The organism is Mycobacterium sp. IDUB_39 (genome assembly GCF_055419205.1).
The window spans coordinates 490,577-508,524 of the sequence record NZ_JBVAXF010000001.1 but is presented as its reverse complement, the minus strand read 5'-3'; the positions used below and the strand labels follow the sequence as shown (position 1 = coordinate 508,524).

Genomic DNA, 17,948 nt, shown 5'->3' with positions numbered 1-17,948 from the left:
ATGACCATCAGTGTGTTCGATCTGTTCTCGGTGGGCATCGGGCCATCAAGCTCCCACACCGTGGGCCCGATGCGCGCAGCGGCGCGGTTCGTCGACGATCTACGGGTCATGGCGGCAATCGACGACGTCACCTGCGTGAGCGTCGATCTGTACGGATCGCTTGCAGCCACGGGCGCCGGACACGGCACCATGCCTGCGGTCCTGCTCGGCCTCGAGGGCTGCCGTCCAGAGGAGATCGACACCGACGACATGGAACTGCGTCTGCAGGCCATGCGAAACAGCGGCAGGGTCATGCTGGGCGGCGCGCGCTCGATCGCCCTGGCCCAAGACGAGATCACACTGCACCCGCTGACCTGTCTGCCGTTTCACCCAAACGGGATGCGTCTCGCCGCCTACTCGGGGGAGTACGCCGAGATGCATCGGCAGACGTACTACTCGGTCGGTGGCGGATTCGTCGTCACCGAGACGGAGAGTGATCAGCAGCCCGCCGCACCGAGCGCTGACGCCGTGTCGTTCGGGTCCGCCGCAGAACTGCTCGCGCTCACCGAGACACACGAATCCTCGGTGAGCAGCGTCATGCTCGAACACGAGCGTGCGCTGCGCACCGACACCGAGATTCGCGACAGGCTGCTACACATCCGTGACGTGATGGTCGAGTGCCAGAACCGCGGTATGCAACGCGACGGACTGCTGCCGGGCGTACTGCGGGTGCGCCGCCGGGCCCACCGGTGGTTCGAACAACTGCAGGCCGAGGATCCCGACCGCAAGCCCGAGTTCGCCGAGGACTGGGTCAACTTGGTCGCGTTGGCGGTCAACGAGGAGAACGCTTCCGGCGGTCGCATCGTCACCGCGCCGACCAACGGCGCGGCGGGCATCATCCCCGCAGTACTGCACTATGCGTTGCACTACACCGAGTCTGGCCGCCGCAACCCGGACGACACCGCGGTGCGCTTCCTCCTGACCGCCGGCGCGATCGGTTCCCTGTGTAAGGAACGGGCGTCGATCTCCGGAGCAGAGGTCGGCTGTCAGGGCGAGGTCGGCTCGGCGGCGTCGATGGCAGCCGCCGGGTTGGCCGAAATACTTGGCGGCACGCCTCAACAAACCGAGAACGCGGCTGAGATCGCCATGGAACACAGCCTCGGACTGACGTGTGACCCCATCGCCGGACTGGTCCAGGTGCCCTGCATCGAGCGCAACGCCATTTCGGCGGGCAAGGCCATCAACGCCGCCCGGATGGCGCTGCGCGGGGACGGTACCCATCGGGTGAGTCTCGACCAGGTTCTGGAGACCATGCGCAGCACGGGAGCGGACATGCTCACTAAGTACAAGGAGACCTCCACCGGAGGACTTGCGATCAATGTTCCGGTGAGTTTCGTCGAATGCTGATGAGGGTGAAAATGACTGCTACAGAGGATAAGACAGTCGGCTCGGCACGTGTGAAGCGTGGTATGGCCGAGATGCTCAAGGGTGGGGTCATCATGGACGTCGTCACCCCTGAGCAGGCGCGCATCGCCGAGGGCGCTGGCGCGGTCGCTGTCATGGCGCTTGAGCGTGTGCCCGCCGATATTCGCGCCCAGGGTGGCGTATCGCGGATGAGTGATCCGGACATGATCGAGGGCATCATCGCCGCGGTCACCATCCCCGTGATGGCCAAGGCCCGCATCGGTCACTTCGTGGAGGCGCAGATCCTGGGCAGCCTCGGGGTGGACTACGTCGACGAGTCCGAGGTGCTGACCCCGGCCGACTACGCCAACCACATCGACAAGTGGAAGTTCACGGTTCCCTTCGTGTGTGGCGCGACCAACCTGGGCGAGGCGCTGCGACGCATCACCGAGGGGGCGGCGATGATCCGCTCCAAGGGTGAGGCCGGCACGGGCGATGTCTCCAACGCGACCACCCACATGCGCACCATCCTCGGTGAGATCCGCAGGCTCAGCTCCCTGTCGACCGACGAGTTGTTCGTCGCCGCAAAGGAACTGCAGGCGCCCTATGACCTGGTGGTCGAGGTGGCTCGCGCGGGCAAGCTGCCCGTCACGATGTTCACCGCTGGCGGCATCGCCACCCCGGCCGATGCCGCGATGATGATGCAGCTCGGCGCCGAGGGTGTCTTCGTCGGTTCGGGCATCTTCAAGTCCGGTGACCCCGCCGCCCGGGCCGCGGCAATCGTGAAGGCCACCACCTTCTACGACGACGCCGACGCCTTGGCCAAGGTGTCGCGCGGGCTGGGTGAGGCCATGGTCGGCATCAACGTCGAGGACATCGCGCAGCCGCACCGGCTCGCCGAACGCGGCTGGTGAGTGTGTGTGCGGCAGCGGAATCCACGTTGTCAGCGGAGGCGGTCACAGAGCCGGTCCTGCAGGTAGTCCACCGCCGCTCGCACTCTGCGGGGTGGTTCCGGGGTGGCCGAGTAGACGGCGTGGATGTCGGCGGGCGGTGTCTCGAGGTCTGGAAGCACCTGGACGAGCGTTTCGGCGTCGAGCATCGGCTGAACGTGCCACAAGGAGCGCATCAACAGACCGCGACCTTCCAGGCACCACTGCGTCGTGACGTCACCGTCGTTGCTGATCATGTTTCCCGCCACGCGAATTGACATCTCGTTCCCCTCGCTGCCGAACCGCCATAACGCGAAGTCGCCGTCATCCTGACGCAGGACGATGCAGTTGTGGTGTTCGAGGTCGCTGATCGACTCAGGAGTTCCGTTTCGCAGCAGATACTCCGGGGACGCGCATACGACCCGTCGGTTCGGGTACAGCTTCCTTCCCGTCAACCGCGAGTCCTGCAGAGCACCAACGCGAATCGCAATGTCGAATGGCGTACCCGCTATGGCGAGGGGTTTGGCGGATAGTTCGACGTCGACCTGGACGAGCGGGTTCTGCTCGACGAATTCCGCCAGCAGTGGAGCGATATGCGCTCTGCCAAGGCCGACCGACGAATGAATCCGGATGCGCCCACGCAGTTGCGAGAAGTTACCCGTGACGGACTCCTCGAGCTCGGCCAGCTGCGCTGCGATCACCGCCGCGCCGGCGGCGTACCGTTCCCCTTCCATCGTGAGGGTCAGCCGTCGGGTGCTGCGCTGCACGAGGCGCACGCCGAGCCGCTTCTCGAGGTGCGCCAGTCGTTTGCTGACCGACGAGACCGAGATCCCCATCTCCCGGCCCACCTCGGTGAGACTGGGTGATCGGGCGACGACCTCGAAGAACCCGACGTCATCGGACATGCTCACTGCGGCTCCTCGGCTTATGTCGTATCAGGCAACTTTATCTTGCACTCGGCGTCCTATCGCTCTGGCTTGTTGCCGAATACGGTGGTAATCGACAACACGGTACGGCCGAGATCGGAGCGCAACACCATGGGTGCAACCCATCGAATCGCCACCATCGCGGGTGATGGCATCGGCAAGGAAGTCGTGCCCGAGGGCGTCAAGGTGCTCGAAGCCGCGGCCTCAGCATTCGATTTCGCCGTCGACATCGAGCAGTTCGACTACGCAAGTGCGGACTATTGGAGCAAGACGGGGCAGATGCTGCCCGACGGCTGGTTCGACGAACTGAGGGCATTCGATGCCATCTTCTTCGGAGCGGTCGGGTGGCCCGCCGTGGTCCCTGATCATGTTTCCCTGTGGGGCAGCCTTCTGCAGTTCCGGCGTCACTTTGATCAGTACGTCAACCTGCGTCCGGTGAAACTGCTTCCGGGAGTGCGCAGCCCGCTGGCCGGCCGTGAACCGGGTGACGTCGACTTCTACGTGGTCCGGGAGAACACGGAGGGCGAGTACTCCAGCATCGGTGGCAAGATCTTCGAAGGCACCGACCGCGAGATCGTCATGCAGGAGACGGTGATGACGCGCACCGGCGTGGATCGAATCCTCAAGTACGCCTTCGATCTTGCCCAGAACCGGCCAAAGAGGCATCTCACGTCGGCAACGAAGAGCAACGGAATCTCGATCACGATGCCCTATTGGGACGAACGTGTGGAGGCGATGGCTGCGGGGTACGGCGACGTGCGCGTCGACAAGTACCACATCGACATCCTGGCGGCTAACTTCGTGATGCATCCCGACCGGTTTGACGTGGTGGTGGCGAGCAACCTGTTCGGTGACATCCTGTCGGACCTAGGGCCAGCGTGCACCGGCACCATCGGCATCGCCCCGAGCGGGAACATTAACCCGGGACGGCAGTTTCCGAGTCTGTTCGAACCGGTGCACGGATCAGCGCCGGATATCGCGGGGCGCGGCGTGGCCAACCCGGTCGGACAGATCTGGAGCGCATCGATGATGCTCGAGCATCTCGGCGAGGTCGAGGCGGGCGTAGCGGTGCTGCAGGCAGTCGAAACTGTGCTGGCTCGCGGCGGTTCGGTTCTCACCCCCGACATGGGTGGGTCGTCGAGCACCTCGGACCTCGGCGACGCCGTGCGCGACGAACTCGTCCGCGCCACCTCGATGTCCGGTGCCTGACAGGAGTCGCCCACCGTCTGAATCGTGACGAGCGCCACGGGGCAGTATGGAGGCGTGCAGCCAAGCATCGATGACGTTCTCGACGGTCTGCACGTCGTCGCGCTCCCCATGCGGGTGCGGTTCCGCGGTATCGAGGTTCGCGAGGTCGCGCTGATCGAGGGGCCCTGCGGCTGGGGCGAGTTCGGTGCGTTCCTCGAATACGGTCCGCACGAGGCGGCGCACTGGCTGGCCTCGGCGATCGAGGCGGCCTACACCCAACCCCCGACCCCGCTGCGCGACCGCATCCCCATCAACGCGACCGTGCCCGCCGTCGACGCGGCTCGAGTCCCCGAGGTGCTGGCGCGGTTTCCCGGCGCCCGCGCCGCGAAGGTCAAGGTGGCCGAGCCGGGGCAGACCCTGGCCGATGACGTCGCGCGGGTCAGCGCGGTGCGCGCGTTGATTCCGACCGTGCGGGTCGACGCCAACGGCGGGTGGACGGTGCGGCAGGCCGTCGCCGCAGCGGCCGCGCTGACCGCTGACGGCCCGCTGGAGTACTTGGAGCAGCCCTGCGCCTCGGTGGCGGAGCTGGCCGAACTGCGAGAGCTCATCGACGTGCCGGTCGCCGCCGACGAGAGCATCCGCAAGGCGCAGGACCCGCTGCGGGTGGTGCGGGCCAGGGCCGCCGACGTCGCGGTGGTCAAGGTGGCACCGCTGGGTGGGGTGCGGCCGCTGCTGGACATCGCAGCCCAGATCGACATTCCGATCGTGGTCTCCAGTGCGCTGGACTCCGCGGTGGGTATGTCGCGTGGACTGCTGGCCGCGGCCTGCCTCCCCGACCTGCCTTATGCGTGCGGCCTGGGCACCGGCGGACTGTTCACCGAGGACGTCGCCGAACCGCTCGCCGGGGTGGACGGTCATCTGCCCGTCGGCCCGACGGTGCCCGACCCCGCCCGCCTGCACGCGCTGGCCGCAACGCCCGATCGGCGGCAGTGGTGGATCGACCGCATCGCCGAGTGTCTACCGCTGGCACGCTGAGCAGAGCACGACCTCGCTGACCTAGTCTGACGGCATGCCAGCAACGCCAGAGGTGGGCGCGGAGCGGCGCAGGCGGCCCAAGGATCGCAAGGAGCAGATCGCCAGGGCGTCCGCCGAGGCGTTCAGCGAACTCGGCTATCACGGTGTGAGCATGGAGGACATCGCCGGCCGCGTCGGCGTCACGGCCGCGTCGCTGTATCGGCACTACTCCCGCAAGTACGACCTGTTTCGGGTCGCGGTGCTGGGTCTGGGCCAGCAACTGGTGGAGTGCACGGCATTCGTCGACGACGTGTCCGAGGGTGAGCCCGGTGCCGACCCGGAGCAGCTGTGGGACCGCATCGTCACCGAACTCATCGACACGACGCTGCGCAATCGGACCAGTGGCGGCCTGTACCGGTGGGAGGGCCGCTATCTCACCGACGATGACCAGGTGGTCCTCAACTCGCAGATCAAGCTGGTCAACCGCAGACTGCAACGCCCGCTGTCGCTGCTGCGGCCGAAGCTCAGTTCTCGGCAGCGCTGGACGCTGTCCTCGGCCGTGCTCAGCGTCATCGGCAGCATCACCGATCACCGGGCTCAACTGCCCGCCAACGAGATTCACGCCACGCTGACCCGGATCGCCCGTGACATCCGGGACACCGACCTGCCGGCTGAGGCGGGACCGCGGGATCGCGTGTTCAGTCGGACCGTGGTGGGGCCGGCAGCGGGGGATTACGAGCGCATCCTGGGCGCGGCGATGCTGTTGTTCGACGAGCGGGGCTACCGGGACACCGGAATGGATGACATCGCGGCCGCCGCCGGTTTGCCCACCACCAGCCTGTACCGGTTCTTCACGGGCAAGGGCGCGATCCTGGCCGCGGCGTATCGGCGAGCCGCCGACCGGGTGTCCGGTGACGTCTCGACGGTCCTGGCCGAGTCCGACGGCCCCGCCGACGCCGTCAGCCGCCTGGTCGACGCGTATGTCCGTCGGTCGTTCGCCAATCCGGAGATCGCCTACGTCTACTACGCGGAGCGGATGAACGTGCCCGCCGAGGAGCAGGCGGCGTTGCACAACATCCAACGCGCGACGACGGAGGCCTGGGGCGGGCAGGTGTGCGAGGCGGTGCCCGAGATCACCCCGGCCGAGGCCCGGTTCGCCGTGCACGCCGCGTTCGCCCTCGTGGTCGACCTGGGCCGACTCATGGGCTACGAGTACACCGAGCAGTCCCAGGCGGTGGTACGCCAGCTGCTGCGCATCACCCTGCTCGGCGCCGCACACAACCCGTGATGTCCTGATCTGTGGGATGCATGGCATAGACGCCATCGCCACGGGAGCCGACACTGAACACGTGAAGCGCTCGGTGGTGATCCTCGGCTTCCACGGCGTTCAGGCCCTGGACCTCGTGGGTCCGTTCGACGTGCTCAACGCGGCGACGGGCATCCTGCTGTCCCACGGCGAAGTCGACGAGGGCTACGACGTGCGCGTCGTATCGCTGCGCGGTGGTCCCGTCAGCACCGGCACGGGCCTGGAGCTCGTCACCCACCTGTTGCCGGATCCGCGGCGCGGTATCGACACCGTCGTGCTCCCGGGCGGGTTCGGCACCGACGCCGCACGCCGCGACCCCGAGGTCATCGCCTGGATCCAGGCGGTCGCCAAGACCGCCCGCCGCGTCGTCAGCGTCTGCAACGGGGCGTTGCTCGCCGCGCAGGCCGGTCTGCTCGACGGCTGCACGGCCACCACGCACTGGGCGTTCGCGGCGCAACTGGCCAACGAGTTCCCCGCCGTCAACGTCGATCCCGAGCCCATCTTCGTGCGGAGCTCGGAGACCGTCTGGACCGCGGCAGGGGTCACGGCGGGTATCGACCTGTCGCTGGCCCTGGTCGAGGCCGATCACGGCACCGAGGTGGCGCAGACGGTGGCCCGCTGGATGGTGCTCTACCTGCGCAGGCCCGGCGGGCAGACACAGTTCGCCGCACCGGTGTGGATGCCGCGCGCCAAACGCGAACCCATCCGCGCCGTGCAGGAGGAAATCGAGTCCGAACCCGGTGGCGCGCACGGTGTCACAGATCTGGCGCGCCGCGCGGCGATGAGCCCGCGCCACTTCACCCGCGTCTTCACCGGCGAGGTCGGCGAGGCGCCCGGTGCCTACGTCGAACGGGTCCGCACCGAGGCGGCGCGGCGTCAGCTCGAGGAGACCGACGACACCGTCACCGTGATCGCCGCGCGCTGCGGGTTCGGCACCGCCGAGACCATGCGACGCAATTTCGTTCGCCGGATGGGCATCTCGCCCGACCAGTACCGCAGATCATTCACCTGACAGAGGAGTAGCAATGCAGCTCGCCATAGTGCTCTATCCCGGTTTCACCGCACTGGACTTCATCGGACCGTATGAGGTGCTGCGCAACCTGCCCGACACCGAGGTCCGATTCGTGTGGCACGAGCCCGGCCCCGTCACCGCCGACTCCGGCGCGCTGATCGTCGGCGCCACGCACTCGTTCGACGAAACCCCCTCGCCCGACGTCATTCTCGTGCCCGGGGGGCCGTCGACCATGGAGCACGCGCGCGACGAGAGGGTGCTCGACTGGGTGCGCCGGGCCGACGCGACGTCAACGTGGACCACCTCGGTGTGCTCGGGTTCGCTGATTCTCGCGGCCGCCGGTCTGCTGAAGGGGAAGCGCGCCACATCGCACTGGGGGACGCTGCCGATGCTCAAGGCCTTCGGCGTCACCCCGGTCGGCGACGAGCGCATCGTGGACGAGGGCAAGCTCGTGACGGCCGCAGGTGTGTCGGCGGGGCTGGACATGGCGATGTGGTTGGCAGGCCAGATCGGCGGGGAGGCCAGGGCCAAGGCCATCCAGCTCGCCATCGAGTACGACCCGCAACCGCCGTTCGACTCGGGCCACATGTCCAAGGCGTCCGCGGCGACCAAGGCGACGGCCGCGGCCTTCCTCACTGCTGACATGGTCAAGGCGGGTCAGCTCACCGCTCCGGTGCGGCTGCTGTGGGACCGGGCGATCGACGTTGCCCGCGGGCGCGGCACCCGCAAGAGCGCGACTTCGGCGCGCTGAGGATCGCCCACCGCGCCTTAGCGCGCCGAACTCGCACTCGGTAGGGTCGGCCGCGTGAACCTGGCCTACGAAGACCGCGGCTCCGGTGAGCCCGTCCTGTTCATCGCCGGCCGTGGGGGCGCGGGCCGCACCTGGCACCTGCACCAGGTCCCGGCGTTCCAGAAGGCCGGCTACCGCGTCGTCACGTTCGACAATCGCGGTATCGGCGCGACGGAGAACGCGACGGGCTTCACCACGGAACAGATGGTCGCCGACACCGCCGCGCTCATCGAGAAGCTCGATCTGGGCCCGGTGCGGATCATGTCGGTGTCGATGGGGTCATTCATCGCCCAGGAACTGATGCTGGCCCGCCCGGAGCTGGTGTCATCGGCGGTGCTCATGGCCACCCGGGGACGTGAGGACCGCACCCGCGAGTTCTGCCGCAGCGCGGAACGCGATCTCATCGCGGCGGGTATCGAGCTGCCGCCCGCCTACGACGCGAAGAACCGGCTGCTGGAGAACTTCTCGCCCAAGACGCTGAATGACGACGCGGCCGTGCGCGACTGGATCGACATGTTCACCATGTGGCCCAACAAGCTGACGCCGGGCGTGCTGGCCCAGATCGACGTCGCGCCCGAGGGCAACCGGCTACCCGCCTACCGCGGCATTGCGGCGCCGGCGCTGGTGATCGGCTTCGCCGACGACATGATGCTCCCGCCACATCTGGGCCGCGAGGTCGCCGACGCCATGCCGAACGGCCGCTACCTGCGCATTCCCGATACGGGTCACCTCGGCTTCATCGAGCGCCCCGAGGCCGTCAACGCTGCGGCGCTGGAGTTCTTCGCCGCTGGCGTCTAGTTCGCGTGTGACAGGCTGTAGTAGTGAAGGACCGATGAACCCGTCGACGACTCAGGCACGCGTCGTCGTCGACGAACTCATCCGCGGCGGCGTCCACGATGTGGTGCTCTGCCCCGGTTCCCGCAACGCGCCCCTGGCCTTCGCGCTGGAGGCCGCCGACCGGCAGGGACGGCTGCGGCTGCACGTGCGCATCGACGAGCGCACGGCGGGCTTCCTGGCCGTGGGCCTGGCCGTCGCGGCCGGGGCGCCGGTGTGCGTGGCCATGACGTCGGGCACCGCGGTGGCCAACCTCGGACCCGCGGTGATCGAGGCCAATTACGCCCGGGTGCCGTTGATCGTGCTGAGCGCCAACCGGCCGTACGAACTGCTGGGCACCGGGGCCAACCAGACGATGGAACAGCTCGGCTACTTCGGCAGCCAGGTGCGCGCCACCATCAGCCTCGGCCTTGCCGAGCACGCACCCGACCGGATCGACGCGATCAACGGCCAGTGGCGTTCGGCGACGTGCCGGGTTCTGGTGGCCGCCAAGGGATCTCGTAGCGCAAATGCCGGCCCGGTGCATTTCGACATCCCACTGCGCGAGCCGCTGGTGCCCGACGTCGACGCGCCGGGGGACGACGACACCCCGCCGGGCCGACCCGATGGCATGCCGTGGACCTACACCCCGCCCGTCACGTTCGACCAGCCGCTGGACATCGACGTCACGGCCGACACGGTGGTGATCGCGGGGCACGGCGCCGGTGCGCACCCCAACCTCGCGCACCTGCCGACGGTCGCCGAGCCCACCGCGCCACCGCCGGCCAACCCGCTGCATCCGCTGGCCCTGGCATCGGTGACCCCGCGTCAGGTGATCATGCTGGGCCGGCCGACGCTGCACAGGGGTGTCTCGGCGCTGCTGGCTGACCCTGCGGTGCCGGTGTACGCGCTGACGACGGGCCCGCGCTGGCCTGACGTCTCGGGGAACTCGCAGGCCACCGGCACGCGGGCGGTACTGCACGGCACATCGGATCCGGACTGGCTGAGCCGCTGCCGCGCGGCCAACAAGGCCGCCGTCGAGACGGTTCGCGCCCAGCTCGCCGCGCATCCGCTGACGACTGGGCTGCACGTGGCCGCGGGTGTCGTGGGCGGTCTGCTCGACGGTGACCAGCTGGTGCTCGGCGCGTCCAACCCGGTGCGCGACGCGGCACTGGTCGGCCTGAATCGGCCCGGTATCAGGGTGCGCTCCAACCGCGGCGTCGCGGGTATCGACGGAACGGTGTCGACGGCGATCGGTGCCGCGCTGGCGCACGACCGCACAGGTGGCCGCACCGTCGCGCTGATCGGCGACCTGACGTTCGTGCACGACAGCTCCGGGCTGTTGATCGGGCCCACCGAACCGCGGCCCAAGAGCCTGACCATCGTGGTGTCCAACGACAACGGCGGCGGCATCTTCGAACTGCTCGAGCAGGGCGACCCGCGATTCTCCGACGTGTCGGCGCGGATCTTCGGTACGCCGCACGATGTCGACATCGCGGCACTGTGCCGGGCGTATCACATCGACTGCGCGCAGGTGGAGGCCGAGAACCTCACCGAGGTTCTGGCCCAGCCGTTCGAGGGCATGCGCGTGTTGGAGGTGAAGGCCGACCGTTCATCGCTGCGGGCGTTGCACGCGTCGATCCGCACGGCACTGAGGGACGCCCCGTGATCGCGTCGATCATCCGGCGCGCCAACGCCTTCTGGGGGGTTCTCTTCCCGCACCTGTACGGCGAGCCGAACGAGTCACGCAGGCAACGCATCCTGCGCTGGACGCGCCTCGGCGTGGTCCTGTTCGCCTGCCTGGTGACACTGATGTCGGTGCTACTCGTCGCCGGAGCGTGGCGCAACGATCAGCAGATCGAGCGCAATATGGGAGTGGCCGCGGCCGAGGTTCTCGACGCGGGTCCGCGACGTTCGACAATCGAGTTCGTCACGCCGGACAGGGTCACCTATCGGCCGGAACTCGGCGTGCTCTATCCGTCCGAATTGGACACGGGCATGCGGATTTACGTTGAGTACGACAAGAACGATCCCGATGTGGTTCGGGTTCGGGACCGAAACGCGGCGCTGGCGTTGATTCCCGCCGGGTCGATAGCGGTGCTGGGCTGGTTGATTGCCGGCCTCCTGCTGGCGGTGCTGGCGTTCCTGGGGCGAAGGGTGGCAGCTCAGGAGGCCATCAGCGTTGAGAGCCAGTCGTTGTCGTAGACATCGAGTTTCTCATCGTTGGTCAGATCGTAGACCGTAGGTGTGCCGCTTTCGAGTGGATCGATGTCGAGTAGATAGATCAGGTTGGTGTCCGACATGGCGGCGGTGTCGAAGGTCAGATCCCCCGAGGCGATCTCGCCGGCCTGATAGTCGGGAATGCCAGCCGTCCTTGCCATATCGGCCATCTCGTCATCGGAGGGGCCGGATCCGCCGGGATCCTGTGCGGCCCAGAGCTCCTCGACGAACCGCTGGAACGCCGGCCCGGTCGGTGTATCGCCGTCGGGACTCGGTGAGGCGGCGACGAACATCGCATTGGACACCCGGGCCGAGTGTCCGTCGGCCACGCTGTCCAGGAACGTCACCGGTCGGTAGGTGACGGCCAGTTGCCCAGCGGCGATGTAATACGCGATCTGGTCGCCGAAATCGGTCTGCAGGTCGGCACAGTGGCTGCACTGCGGCTCGGTGAAGATCTCGATCTCGACGGGCGCATCGTCGAAGCCCGCGCGGATGCCGTAGCCGTCCTCGGTGATCTCGACGGCCGCCGTGGCCGGATCGGGTTGTGCGTTGCCGGTGACGGCCTTGGTGCACCCGGCCACCGACGATGTCAGTGACACCAGGGCCACCGCGACCAGTGCGCTGCGCCATCGCCGCATGAGGCCCCCTTCCGAGGACGTCAGCCTACCGGTGATCGTCACGTTTTCGCGTTGCGTATGCCTGCCCGCAACCTCGTGGACAGGCGCCACTGCCACGCTCCTGATGTGCGCGTTGCGATCGTCACAGAGAGCTTCCTCCCGAATGTCAACGGCGTCACCAACTCGGTGCTTCGGGTGATCGAGCATCTCCGCAGAACCGGCCACGAGGTTCTCGTCATCGCCCCGGACACTCCGAGGAAGCAGGCCCCCGCCGACCGCGTGCACGACGGTGTCCGCATCCACCGGGTGCCCTCGCGGATGTTCCCGAAGGTGACATCGCTGCCGTTGGGGGTGCCGCGCCCGCGGATGGTCGGCGTGCTGCGCGGGTTCGCACCCGATGTCGTGCACCTGGCCTCGCCCGCACTGCTCGGCTACGGCGGCCTGCACGCGGCCCGCCACCTGGATGTGCCGACCGTGGCGGTGTTCCAGACCGACATCGCCGGATTCGCCGAGAGCTACGGCGTCGGCGTGACATCGCGCGCCGCGTGGGCGTGGACACGTCACCTGCACGCGATGGCCGACCGCACGCTGGCCCCGTCGACGTCGGCCATGCAGAATCTGGTCGCGCACCGCGTGCCGCGCGTGCATCACTGGGGACGCGGCGTCGACATCACGGGCTTCGTCCCGTCGGCGCGCGATGAGGTGCTGCGAGCGGCGTGGTCGCCTGCGGGTAAGCCCATCGTCGGGTTTGTCGGAAGGCTCGCACCGGAGAAGCACGTGGAGCGGCTCGCGGCGCTGGCCCGCCGCGATGACCTGCAGGTCGTGGTCATCGGCGACGGTGTCGACCGAGGCAGACTCCAAACCCTCATGCCCTCAGCGGTTTTCACCGGTGCACTGTACGGCGCCGAGCTGGCCGCCGGCTACGCCAGCATGGATGTGTTCGTCCATCCCGGTGAGCACGAGACGTTCTGCCAGGCCGTGCAGGAGGCGATGGCCTCGGGGCTTCCGGTGGTGGCGCCCAACGCGGGCGGGCCCCGGGATCTGGTGTCCCCGATGCACACCGGCCTGCTGCTGGAGGTCGACGACTTCGAGGCGAGGCTTCCCGCCGCCGTCGCACACCTGCTCGCCGAGCGCCCCCGCTACTCGGTCGCCGCACGCCGCAGCGTACTGAGCCGCACCTGGCCCGCGGTCTGCGCGCAGTTGGTCGATCACTACGACGCAGTGCTGGGCACGCGCAGCGCCAAGGCCGCCTAACTCCCCGCGATTTCGGCGCGCTAACCGTCGCTCACCGAACGAAAACGCGCCGAAATCGCTCAGCCCTGGGCCAACTCGGCGACGGGTTGCCATTCCTCCCAGTTCGCCAGCCGGCTCTCATAGTCGGCCTTGGCCAGGGAGAAGGGCAACGAGCCGAAGAACACCCGCAGCGGCGGCTTCTCGGCGTCGACGACCTTCAGGATCGCCGCGGCCGAGGCGTTCGGGTCGCCGGGATCTGCGGAGCGCTGACCGCGGATGCGGTCGGCCTCGGCGTGCGCCTCGGCGTAGGCGGGCAGCGGGGTCGCGCGCCTGGCCGACGACCCGGCCCAGTCCGTGGAGAAGCCACCGGGCTCGATAAGCGTGACGTGGATGCCGAACGATGCGACCTCCTGCGCCAGCGACTGCGAGAAGCCCTCCAACGCCCACTTCGACGCGTGATAGATGCCGACGTTCTGGAATGCCGTGATGCCGCCGATCGACGACACCTGGATTATGTGGCCGCTGCGCTGTTCGCGAAGGAACGGCAGCGCCGCCTGGGTCACCCACAGCGCGCCGAACACATTCGTCTCGATCTGATCCCGGGCGTCGGCCTCCGACAGTTCCTCGATGAAGCCGAACTGCCCGTACCCGGCGTTGTTCACGACGATGTCGAGCCGCCCGAAGTGCTCATGTGCCTGTTTGACGGCGGCGAAGTCGGCCTCGCGGTCGGTGACGTCCAGCTTGATCGGCAGCAGCGCGTCGCCGTACTTGGCCGCCACGTCGTCGAGCGTCGCTGTGTCGCGTGCCGTCGCCGCCACCCTGTCCCCGCGCTCCAGGGCCGCGATGGTCCACTCGCGGCCGAACCCCCGTGACGCTCCGGTGATGAACCAGGTCTTTCCTGCCATGTCGTCTTCTCCTCATCGTGGTGCCTGCGCTGTTCAACGTCGATCACGTCGACCCATTCCCACAAGGCAAAACCTCACAGGTAGCTTTAATGTCGTGAGCAGGGCGTCGTTGGAGAAGGACCCGCACGAGGTCGCGTCGATGTTCGACGGCGTCGCGCGACGCTACGACGTCACCAACACAGTGCTGTCGCTCGGGCAGGACCGGTCATGGCGGCGGGCCACCAAATCGGCCCTCGGCATCGGACCGGGGGACATGGTGCTCGACCTGGCCGCCGGCACCGCGGTCTCGACTGTGGAGCTGGGACGCTCCGGTGCGTGGTGCGTGGCGTGTGACTTCTCGGTCGGGATGTTGGCCGCCGGTGCATCACGCCCGGTGCCGAAGGTCGCGGGGGATGCCACCAAACTGCCGTTCCCAGACGACACGTTCGACGCCGTGACCATCAGCTTCGGGTTGCGCAACGTCGTTGACCACGAGGCCGGACTACGCGAGATGGCACGGGTGACCAAGCCCGGCGGCCGACTGGTGGTGTGTGAGTTCTCGACGCCGACGAACCCGATGTTCGCGAATATCTACAAGGAATACCTGATGCAGGCGCTGCCGAGGATGGCGACAGCGGTGTCGTCCAACCCCGATGCCTATGTCTATCTCGCCGAGTCGATCCGTGCCTGGCCTGACCAAGCCGAACTGGCGCAGCGAATCTCGGCGTCGGGATGGTCATCGGTGCGGTGGCGTAATCTCACCGGCGGCATTGTCGCGTTGCACGCGGCCGTCAAGGCCTGATCGCCGGCGCTACCACCCCGACGAGCGCAGCCGCTGTGCGAGCTGGGCCCGCGACCGGATGCCGAGCTTGCGGTAGATCTGTGTCAGATTCGCCTCGACGGTCTTGTGACTGACAGACAATGTCTGTGCGACATCACGATTCGTCATACCCGACGTTGCCAACTCGGCGACTCGGCGCTCGGCGGCGGTGAGCCCGGTGGCGCCGCCGCCCAACGGTGTGCGGGTCAGCTCGGCACGCGCCCGGTCTGCCCACACCGACGCGCCCATCTGCTCGAACGCCTGCAACGCCTCGCTGAACGTCTGCGCCGCGGCCGAGATCAGCCGTCGACGCCGCAGCAGCTGTCCGCGCACGAGTAGGGTGCGGGCACGCTCGAACGGCATTGGCAGACGGTCGTGTTCGGTCATCGCGCGATTGATCGCGCGGACCGCGCCCGGCAGGTCGTTCTGCGCCGCCAGCCACATCGCGCGGCAGCGGGCGCCGGTGGCGATGAGCCAGGCCCGGTCGAGCCGGTTCCCCTCGTCCTCCAGCCTCGCGATGAGTGGTTCGACCTCGTGACTGCGGCCTGAGCCGATCATCGCCTCTACGGCGTCCGGCACGTACCACATGGTGGTGATCTCGCTGCCCGGTAGCTGATCGAACACCCCGATGAAGGGCTCGAGGAAGGACAGTGCCTCCGCGTAACGGCCCAATGACACCTCGATGAAGCCGAGAACCGCGGTCGGCCACACTGCGAACTGCGGTGAGCCGCAGTGCAATGCGATGGCAATGGCCTCGTTCGCCTCGGCTCGCGCCCGATCCATTCTGCCCTGGTGAGACGATACGACGGCCCGTATGACGAGCGCGGTCATCCTGATGTGTTGACCGCCCGCCAGGATGGCGCGCTCCACAGCCTCGTCGGCGAGTTGATCCGCCGACTCGAACTCTCCGCGCCACACGGCAATGAACGCCGCATGGCCCGCCGCGGCCGTCATATCGCTCTCGGCGCCGCGTTCGGAGCTGAGCTGTCTGACCTCGGCGGCGCCGGCGTGTGCCTCGTCTAGCCGACCCATCCAGCCCAGCACGATGGCGTTGACGGCACTGGCCTGGAACTGAACTGGGACGTCGGTGTCGCGGTCTTCGAGCTCCAGCGCACGTCGCATCGTGTCCTCGCTGAATCCATTGCCCGCCATGAATTCCGACATCACCGACATCGCAAGGACCTGGCTGGTCAACCCGGGAGCCTTCAGTGTGTTGACGATGTCGACGGCCTCGCGGACACGGCGCTGTGAGCCGGTGAAGTCGCCCTCCTGAAAATGTGCGTACGACAGCAGGAGCAGGCTCTGCACCACCAGCGCGGGGTCCTCCGCGCCGTCGATCAGGGCTCCGTCGAGCAGGGCCGTGGCCTCGACGAAACGATCGTCGACGGTGTGGATGGCGGCAAGCAGATTGGCGGCCTCGGCGCGCAATGGACCCGTCGGCAGGGCCTCGATCACGGGGCCGAGCAGCTGGTAGGCCTGTTCGGAGTCGCCCGCTCGAAAGTGATGCTCTGCGCCACGGATTCGTCGCGTTGGGGTGTCGCCGCCGAGGCTGATCGCCAGGTCGAGGAGTTCGGCCGCCGCTGACGGTGCGCCTCGGGACCGGGCGTTCTCGGCGGCGTCGTCGAGCGCCTCGAGCGTCGCGGCGTCGGCATGCGCGGAGGCCAGCGCGAGGTGGCGGGCCCGAAGCTCGGGTAACTCGACGAGGTCGGCCAGCCTCCGGTGCATCTCACGCCGCCGGTCGATGCTGGCCATGCCGTGCACGCCACGGGCCAGGAGCGGGTGGGTGAACTGGACCCGGTTGCCCTCGATCACCACAATGCCGTCGTTCTCTGCTTCCTCGAGCAGTTCGACGACCACGTCGGTGCTGCGCGAAGTGGCCTCGGCCAGGAAGTCCACCGTGGGTGCGCCGACCGAGGCGGCGGCGAGCAACACGTCCTGGCCGGCGCCGCTGATCCGATCGAGACGTGACCGAACCAGGTCAGCCAGCGATCCCGGTAGGCCGAAGTCGGCGGTGACGGGCTGCTCGTCCATGGCGTGGGCCAGTTCGAGCGCGTAGAACGGATTGCCGCCGGACAGCTCTGTGATGCGCGTCAGCGCGGTCCGCGGTAGCGCTCGACCCAGGTGTTCACGCAGCACCGAGCGCAGGCCTGTCTCGCTCAACGGCTGGATCCGGACACGTTCCACACCGTCGAGGCCGTTGAGTTGCAGCCAGGCGGCGCTGTAGCCGGCCTTGGGGTCCATGCGGTCGGCCACCATGACCCCGATGCGGCCCCTCAGCCTGCGCACCCCGAACGCGACGACCGACCGGCTCGCCGGGTCCAGCCATTGCACGTCATCGAGTGCGACGAGCACCGGCGAATGAGCGCACAGCCGTTCGGCCAGCGTCAGGAACGCCGCAGCAACCACACGTTCGTCGGTGGCGGGCCTGATTGTGTGCCCGTCGTCCTTTTGCAACCGCACGCGATCGAAGGCCACCCGTTGCACACGGGGCAGGGTGTCGAGGATCTCGGGTTCGATGCCGTCCAGCAGATCGGCGAGCGCGCTGTACGCGAGGCCGCACTGGGCCTGATCAGCCCGTGCTGTGAGCACGCGAAATCCGCGCTCGCGTGCCTGCTCCACAGCCTCCCGCCACATCGTCGTCTTACCGATGCCGGCCTCACCCTCGATGACCAGCACCGCCGGATGTACTTGGGCGGATTTCAGGAATTCGGCAACGGCGCGTAATTCCGCGACACGGTGCACCACCCCAGCAATGTTCCCCCTCCATTCTCTCGGCAAACAAATGGGCAGCTATGTCAAGTGTCCGCCGATGA

General features: G+C 67.9%; 16 protein-coding genes. 12 read left to right on the top strand and 4 right to left on the bottom strand.

From position 1 onward, the window contains the following. Both ACZY0X_RS02385 and pdxS read left to right on the top strand, forming a co-directional pair. Nucleotides 1-1,386, top strand: coding sequence for an L-serine ammonia-lyase (locus tag ACZY0X_RS02385; protein ID WP_463767988.1), 1,386 nt, complete (start codon nt 1-3; stop codon nt 1,384-1,386). Nucleotides 1,387-1,397: 11 nt separating this feature from the next. Beyond that, a complete protein-coding gene (gene pdxS, locus ACZY0X_RS02380; RefSeq protein ID WP_463767987.1) occupies nt 1,398-2,297 on the top strand; it encodes a pyridoxal 5'-phosphate synthase lyase subunit PdxS in 900 nt (299 codons plus the stop codon). 29 nt (nt 2,298-2,326) lie between these two features. On the opposite strand, the gene ACZY0X_RS02375 is transcribed toward pdxS, so the two are convergent. After that, nucleotides 2,327-3,217, bottom strand: coding sequence for a LysR family transcriptional regulator (locus ACZY0X_RS02375; RefSeq protein WP_463768736.1), 891 nt, complete (start codon nt 3,215-3,217; stop codon nt 2,327-2,329). Between the two features lie 132 nt (nt 3,218-3,349). On the opposite strand from ACZY0X_RS02375, the gene ACZY0X_RS02370 reads away from it, so the two are divergent. The 8 genes from ACZY0X_RS02370 to ACZY0X_RS02335 are packed head-to-tail and all read left to right on the top strand — an operon-like array spanning nt 3,350 to nt 11,566. Continuing rightward, nucleotides 3,350-4,447 carry a tartrate dehydrogenase gene (locus ACZY0X_RS02370; RefSeq protein ID WP_463767986.1) on the top strand — a complete coding sequence of 366 codons (1,098 nt, stop codon included), beginning with the start codon at nt 3,350-3,352 and terminating at the stop codon, nt 4,445-4,447. Nucleotides 4,448-4,501: 54 nt separating this feature from the next. Further along, nucleotides 4,502-5,461 carry an o-succinylbenzoate synthase gene (locus ACZY0X_RS02365; protein ID WP_463768735.1) on the top strand — a complete coding sequence of 320 codons (960 nt, stop codon included), beginning with the start codon at nt 4,502-4,504 and terminating at the stop codon, nt 5,459-5,461. Between the two features lie 34 nt (nt 5,462-5,495). Continuing rightward, the gene (locus tag ACZY0X_RS02360; protein WP_463767985.1) at nt 5,496-6,728 is read left to right on the top strand and encodes a TetR/AcrR family transcriptional regulator; all 1,233 of its coding nucleotides are present in this window, start codon (nt 5,496-5,498) and stop codon (nt 6,726-6,728) included. Nucleotides 6,729-6,744: 16 nt separating this feature from the next. Then, on the top strand, nt 6,745-7,758 hold the full coding sequence (locus ACZY0X_RS02355) for a GlxA family transcriptional regulator (protein ID WP_463767984.1): 1,014 nt from the start codon (nt 6,745-6,747) through the stop codon (nt 7,756-7,758). A gap of 13 nt (nt 7,759-7,771) precedes the next feature. Beyond that, complete coding sequence (locus tag ACZY0X_RS02350; protein WP_463767983.1) at nt 7,772-8,509, top strand: DJ-1/PfpI family protein; 738 nt, start codon at nt 7,772-7,774, stop codon at nt 8,507-8,509. Between the two features lie 54 nt (nt 8,510-8,563). Continuing rightward, nucleotides 8,564-9,346, top strand: a complete 783-nt coding sequence (locus ACZY0X_RS02345) for an alpha/beta fold hydrolase (RefSeq protein WP_463767982.1) — start codon at nt 8,564-8,566, stop codon at nt 9,344-9,346. 34 nt (nt 9,347-9,380) lie between these two features. Next, entirely contained in the window at nt 9,381-11,030 is a 1,650-nt protein-coding gene (gene menD, locus ACZY0X_RS02340; protein ID WP_463767981.1) for a 2-succinyl-5-enolpyruvyl-6-hydroxy-3-cyclohexene-1-carboxylic-acid synthase, read from the top strand. Beyond that, a complete protein-coding gene (locus tag ACZY0X_RS02335) occupies nt 11,030-11,566 on the top strand; it encodes a DUF3592 domain-containing protein (RefSeq protein ID WP_463768734.1) in 537 nt (178 codons plus the stop codon). Before menD ends, ACZY0X_RS02335 begins: the two co-directional genes overlap by 1 nt. Here ACZY0X_RS02335 and ACZY0X_RS02330 read toward each other — a convergent pair. After that, nucleotides 11,527-12,219, bottom strand: coding sequence for a DsbA family protein (locus tag ACZY0X_RS02330; RefSeq protein ID WP_463767980.1), 693 nt, complete (start codon nt 12,217-12,219; stop codon nt 11,527-11,529). The genes ACZY0X_RS02335 and ACZY0X_RS02330 overlap by 40 nt on opposite strands. A gap of 105 nt (nt 12,220-12,324) precedes the next feature. On the opposite strand from ACZY0X_RS02330, the gene ACZY0X_RS02325 reads away from it, so the two are divergent. After that, the gene (locus ACZY0X_RS02325; RefSeq protein ID WP_463767979.1) at nt 12,325-13,452 is read left to right on the top strand and encodes a glycosyltransferase family 4 protein; all 1,128 of its coding nucleotides are present in this window, start codon (nt 12,325-12,327) and stop codon (nt 13,450-13,452) included. Nucleotides 13,453-13,511: 59 nt separating this feature from the next. On the opposite strand, the gene ACZY0X_RS02320 is transcribed toward ACZY0X_RS02325, so the two are convergent. Further along, entirely contained in the window at nt 13,512-14,336 is an 825-nt protein-coding gene (locus tag ACZY0X_RS02320) for an SDR family oxidoreductase (protein ID WP_463767978.1), read from the bottom strand. Between the two features lie 94 nt (nt 14,337-14,430). Here ACZY0X_RS02320 and ACZY0X_RS02315 point away from each other — a divergent pair, with 94 nt between their 5' ends. Then, nucleotides 14,431-15,117, top strand: coding sequence for a demethylmenaquinone methyltransferase (locus tag ACZY0X_RS02315; RefSeq protein ID WP_463767977.1), 687 nt, complete (start codon nt 14,431-14,433; stop codon nt 15,115-15,117). 9 nt (nt 15,118-15,126) lie between these two features. Here ACZY0X_RS02315 and ACZY0X_RS02310 read toward each other — a convergent pair whose 3' ends face one another. Beyond that, nucleotides 15,127-17,880 (bottom strand): helix-turn-helix transcriptional regulator, encoded by a 2,754-nt coding sequence (locus tag ACZY0X_RS02310; RefSeq protein ID WP_463767976.1) that lies wholly within the window; start codon nt 17,878-17,880, stop codon nt 15,127-15,129. Between the last annotated feature and the right edge of the window lie 68 nt (nt 17,881-17,948).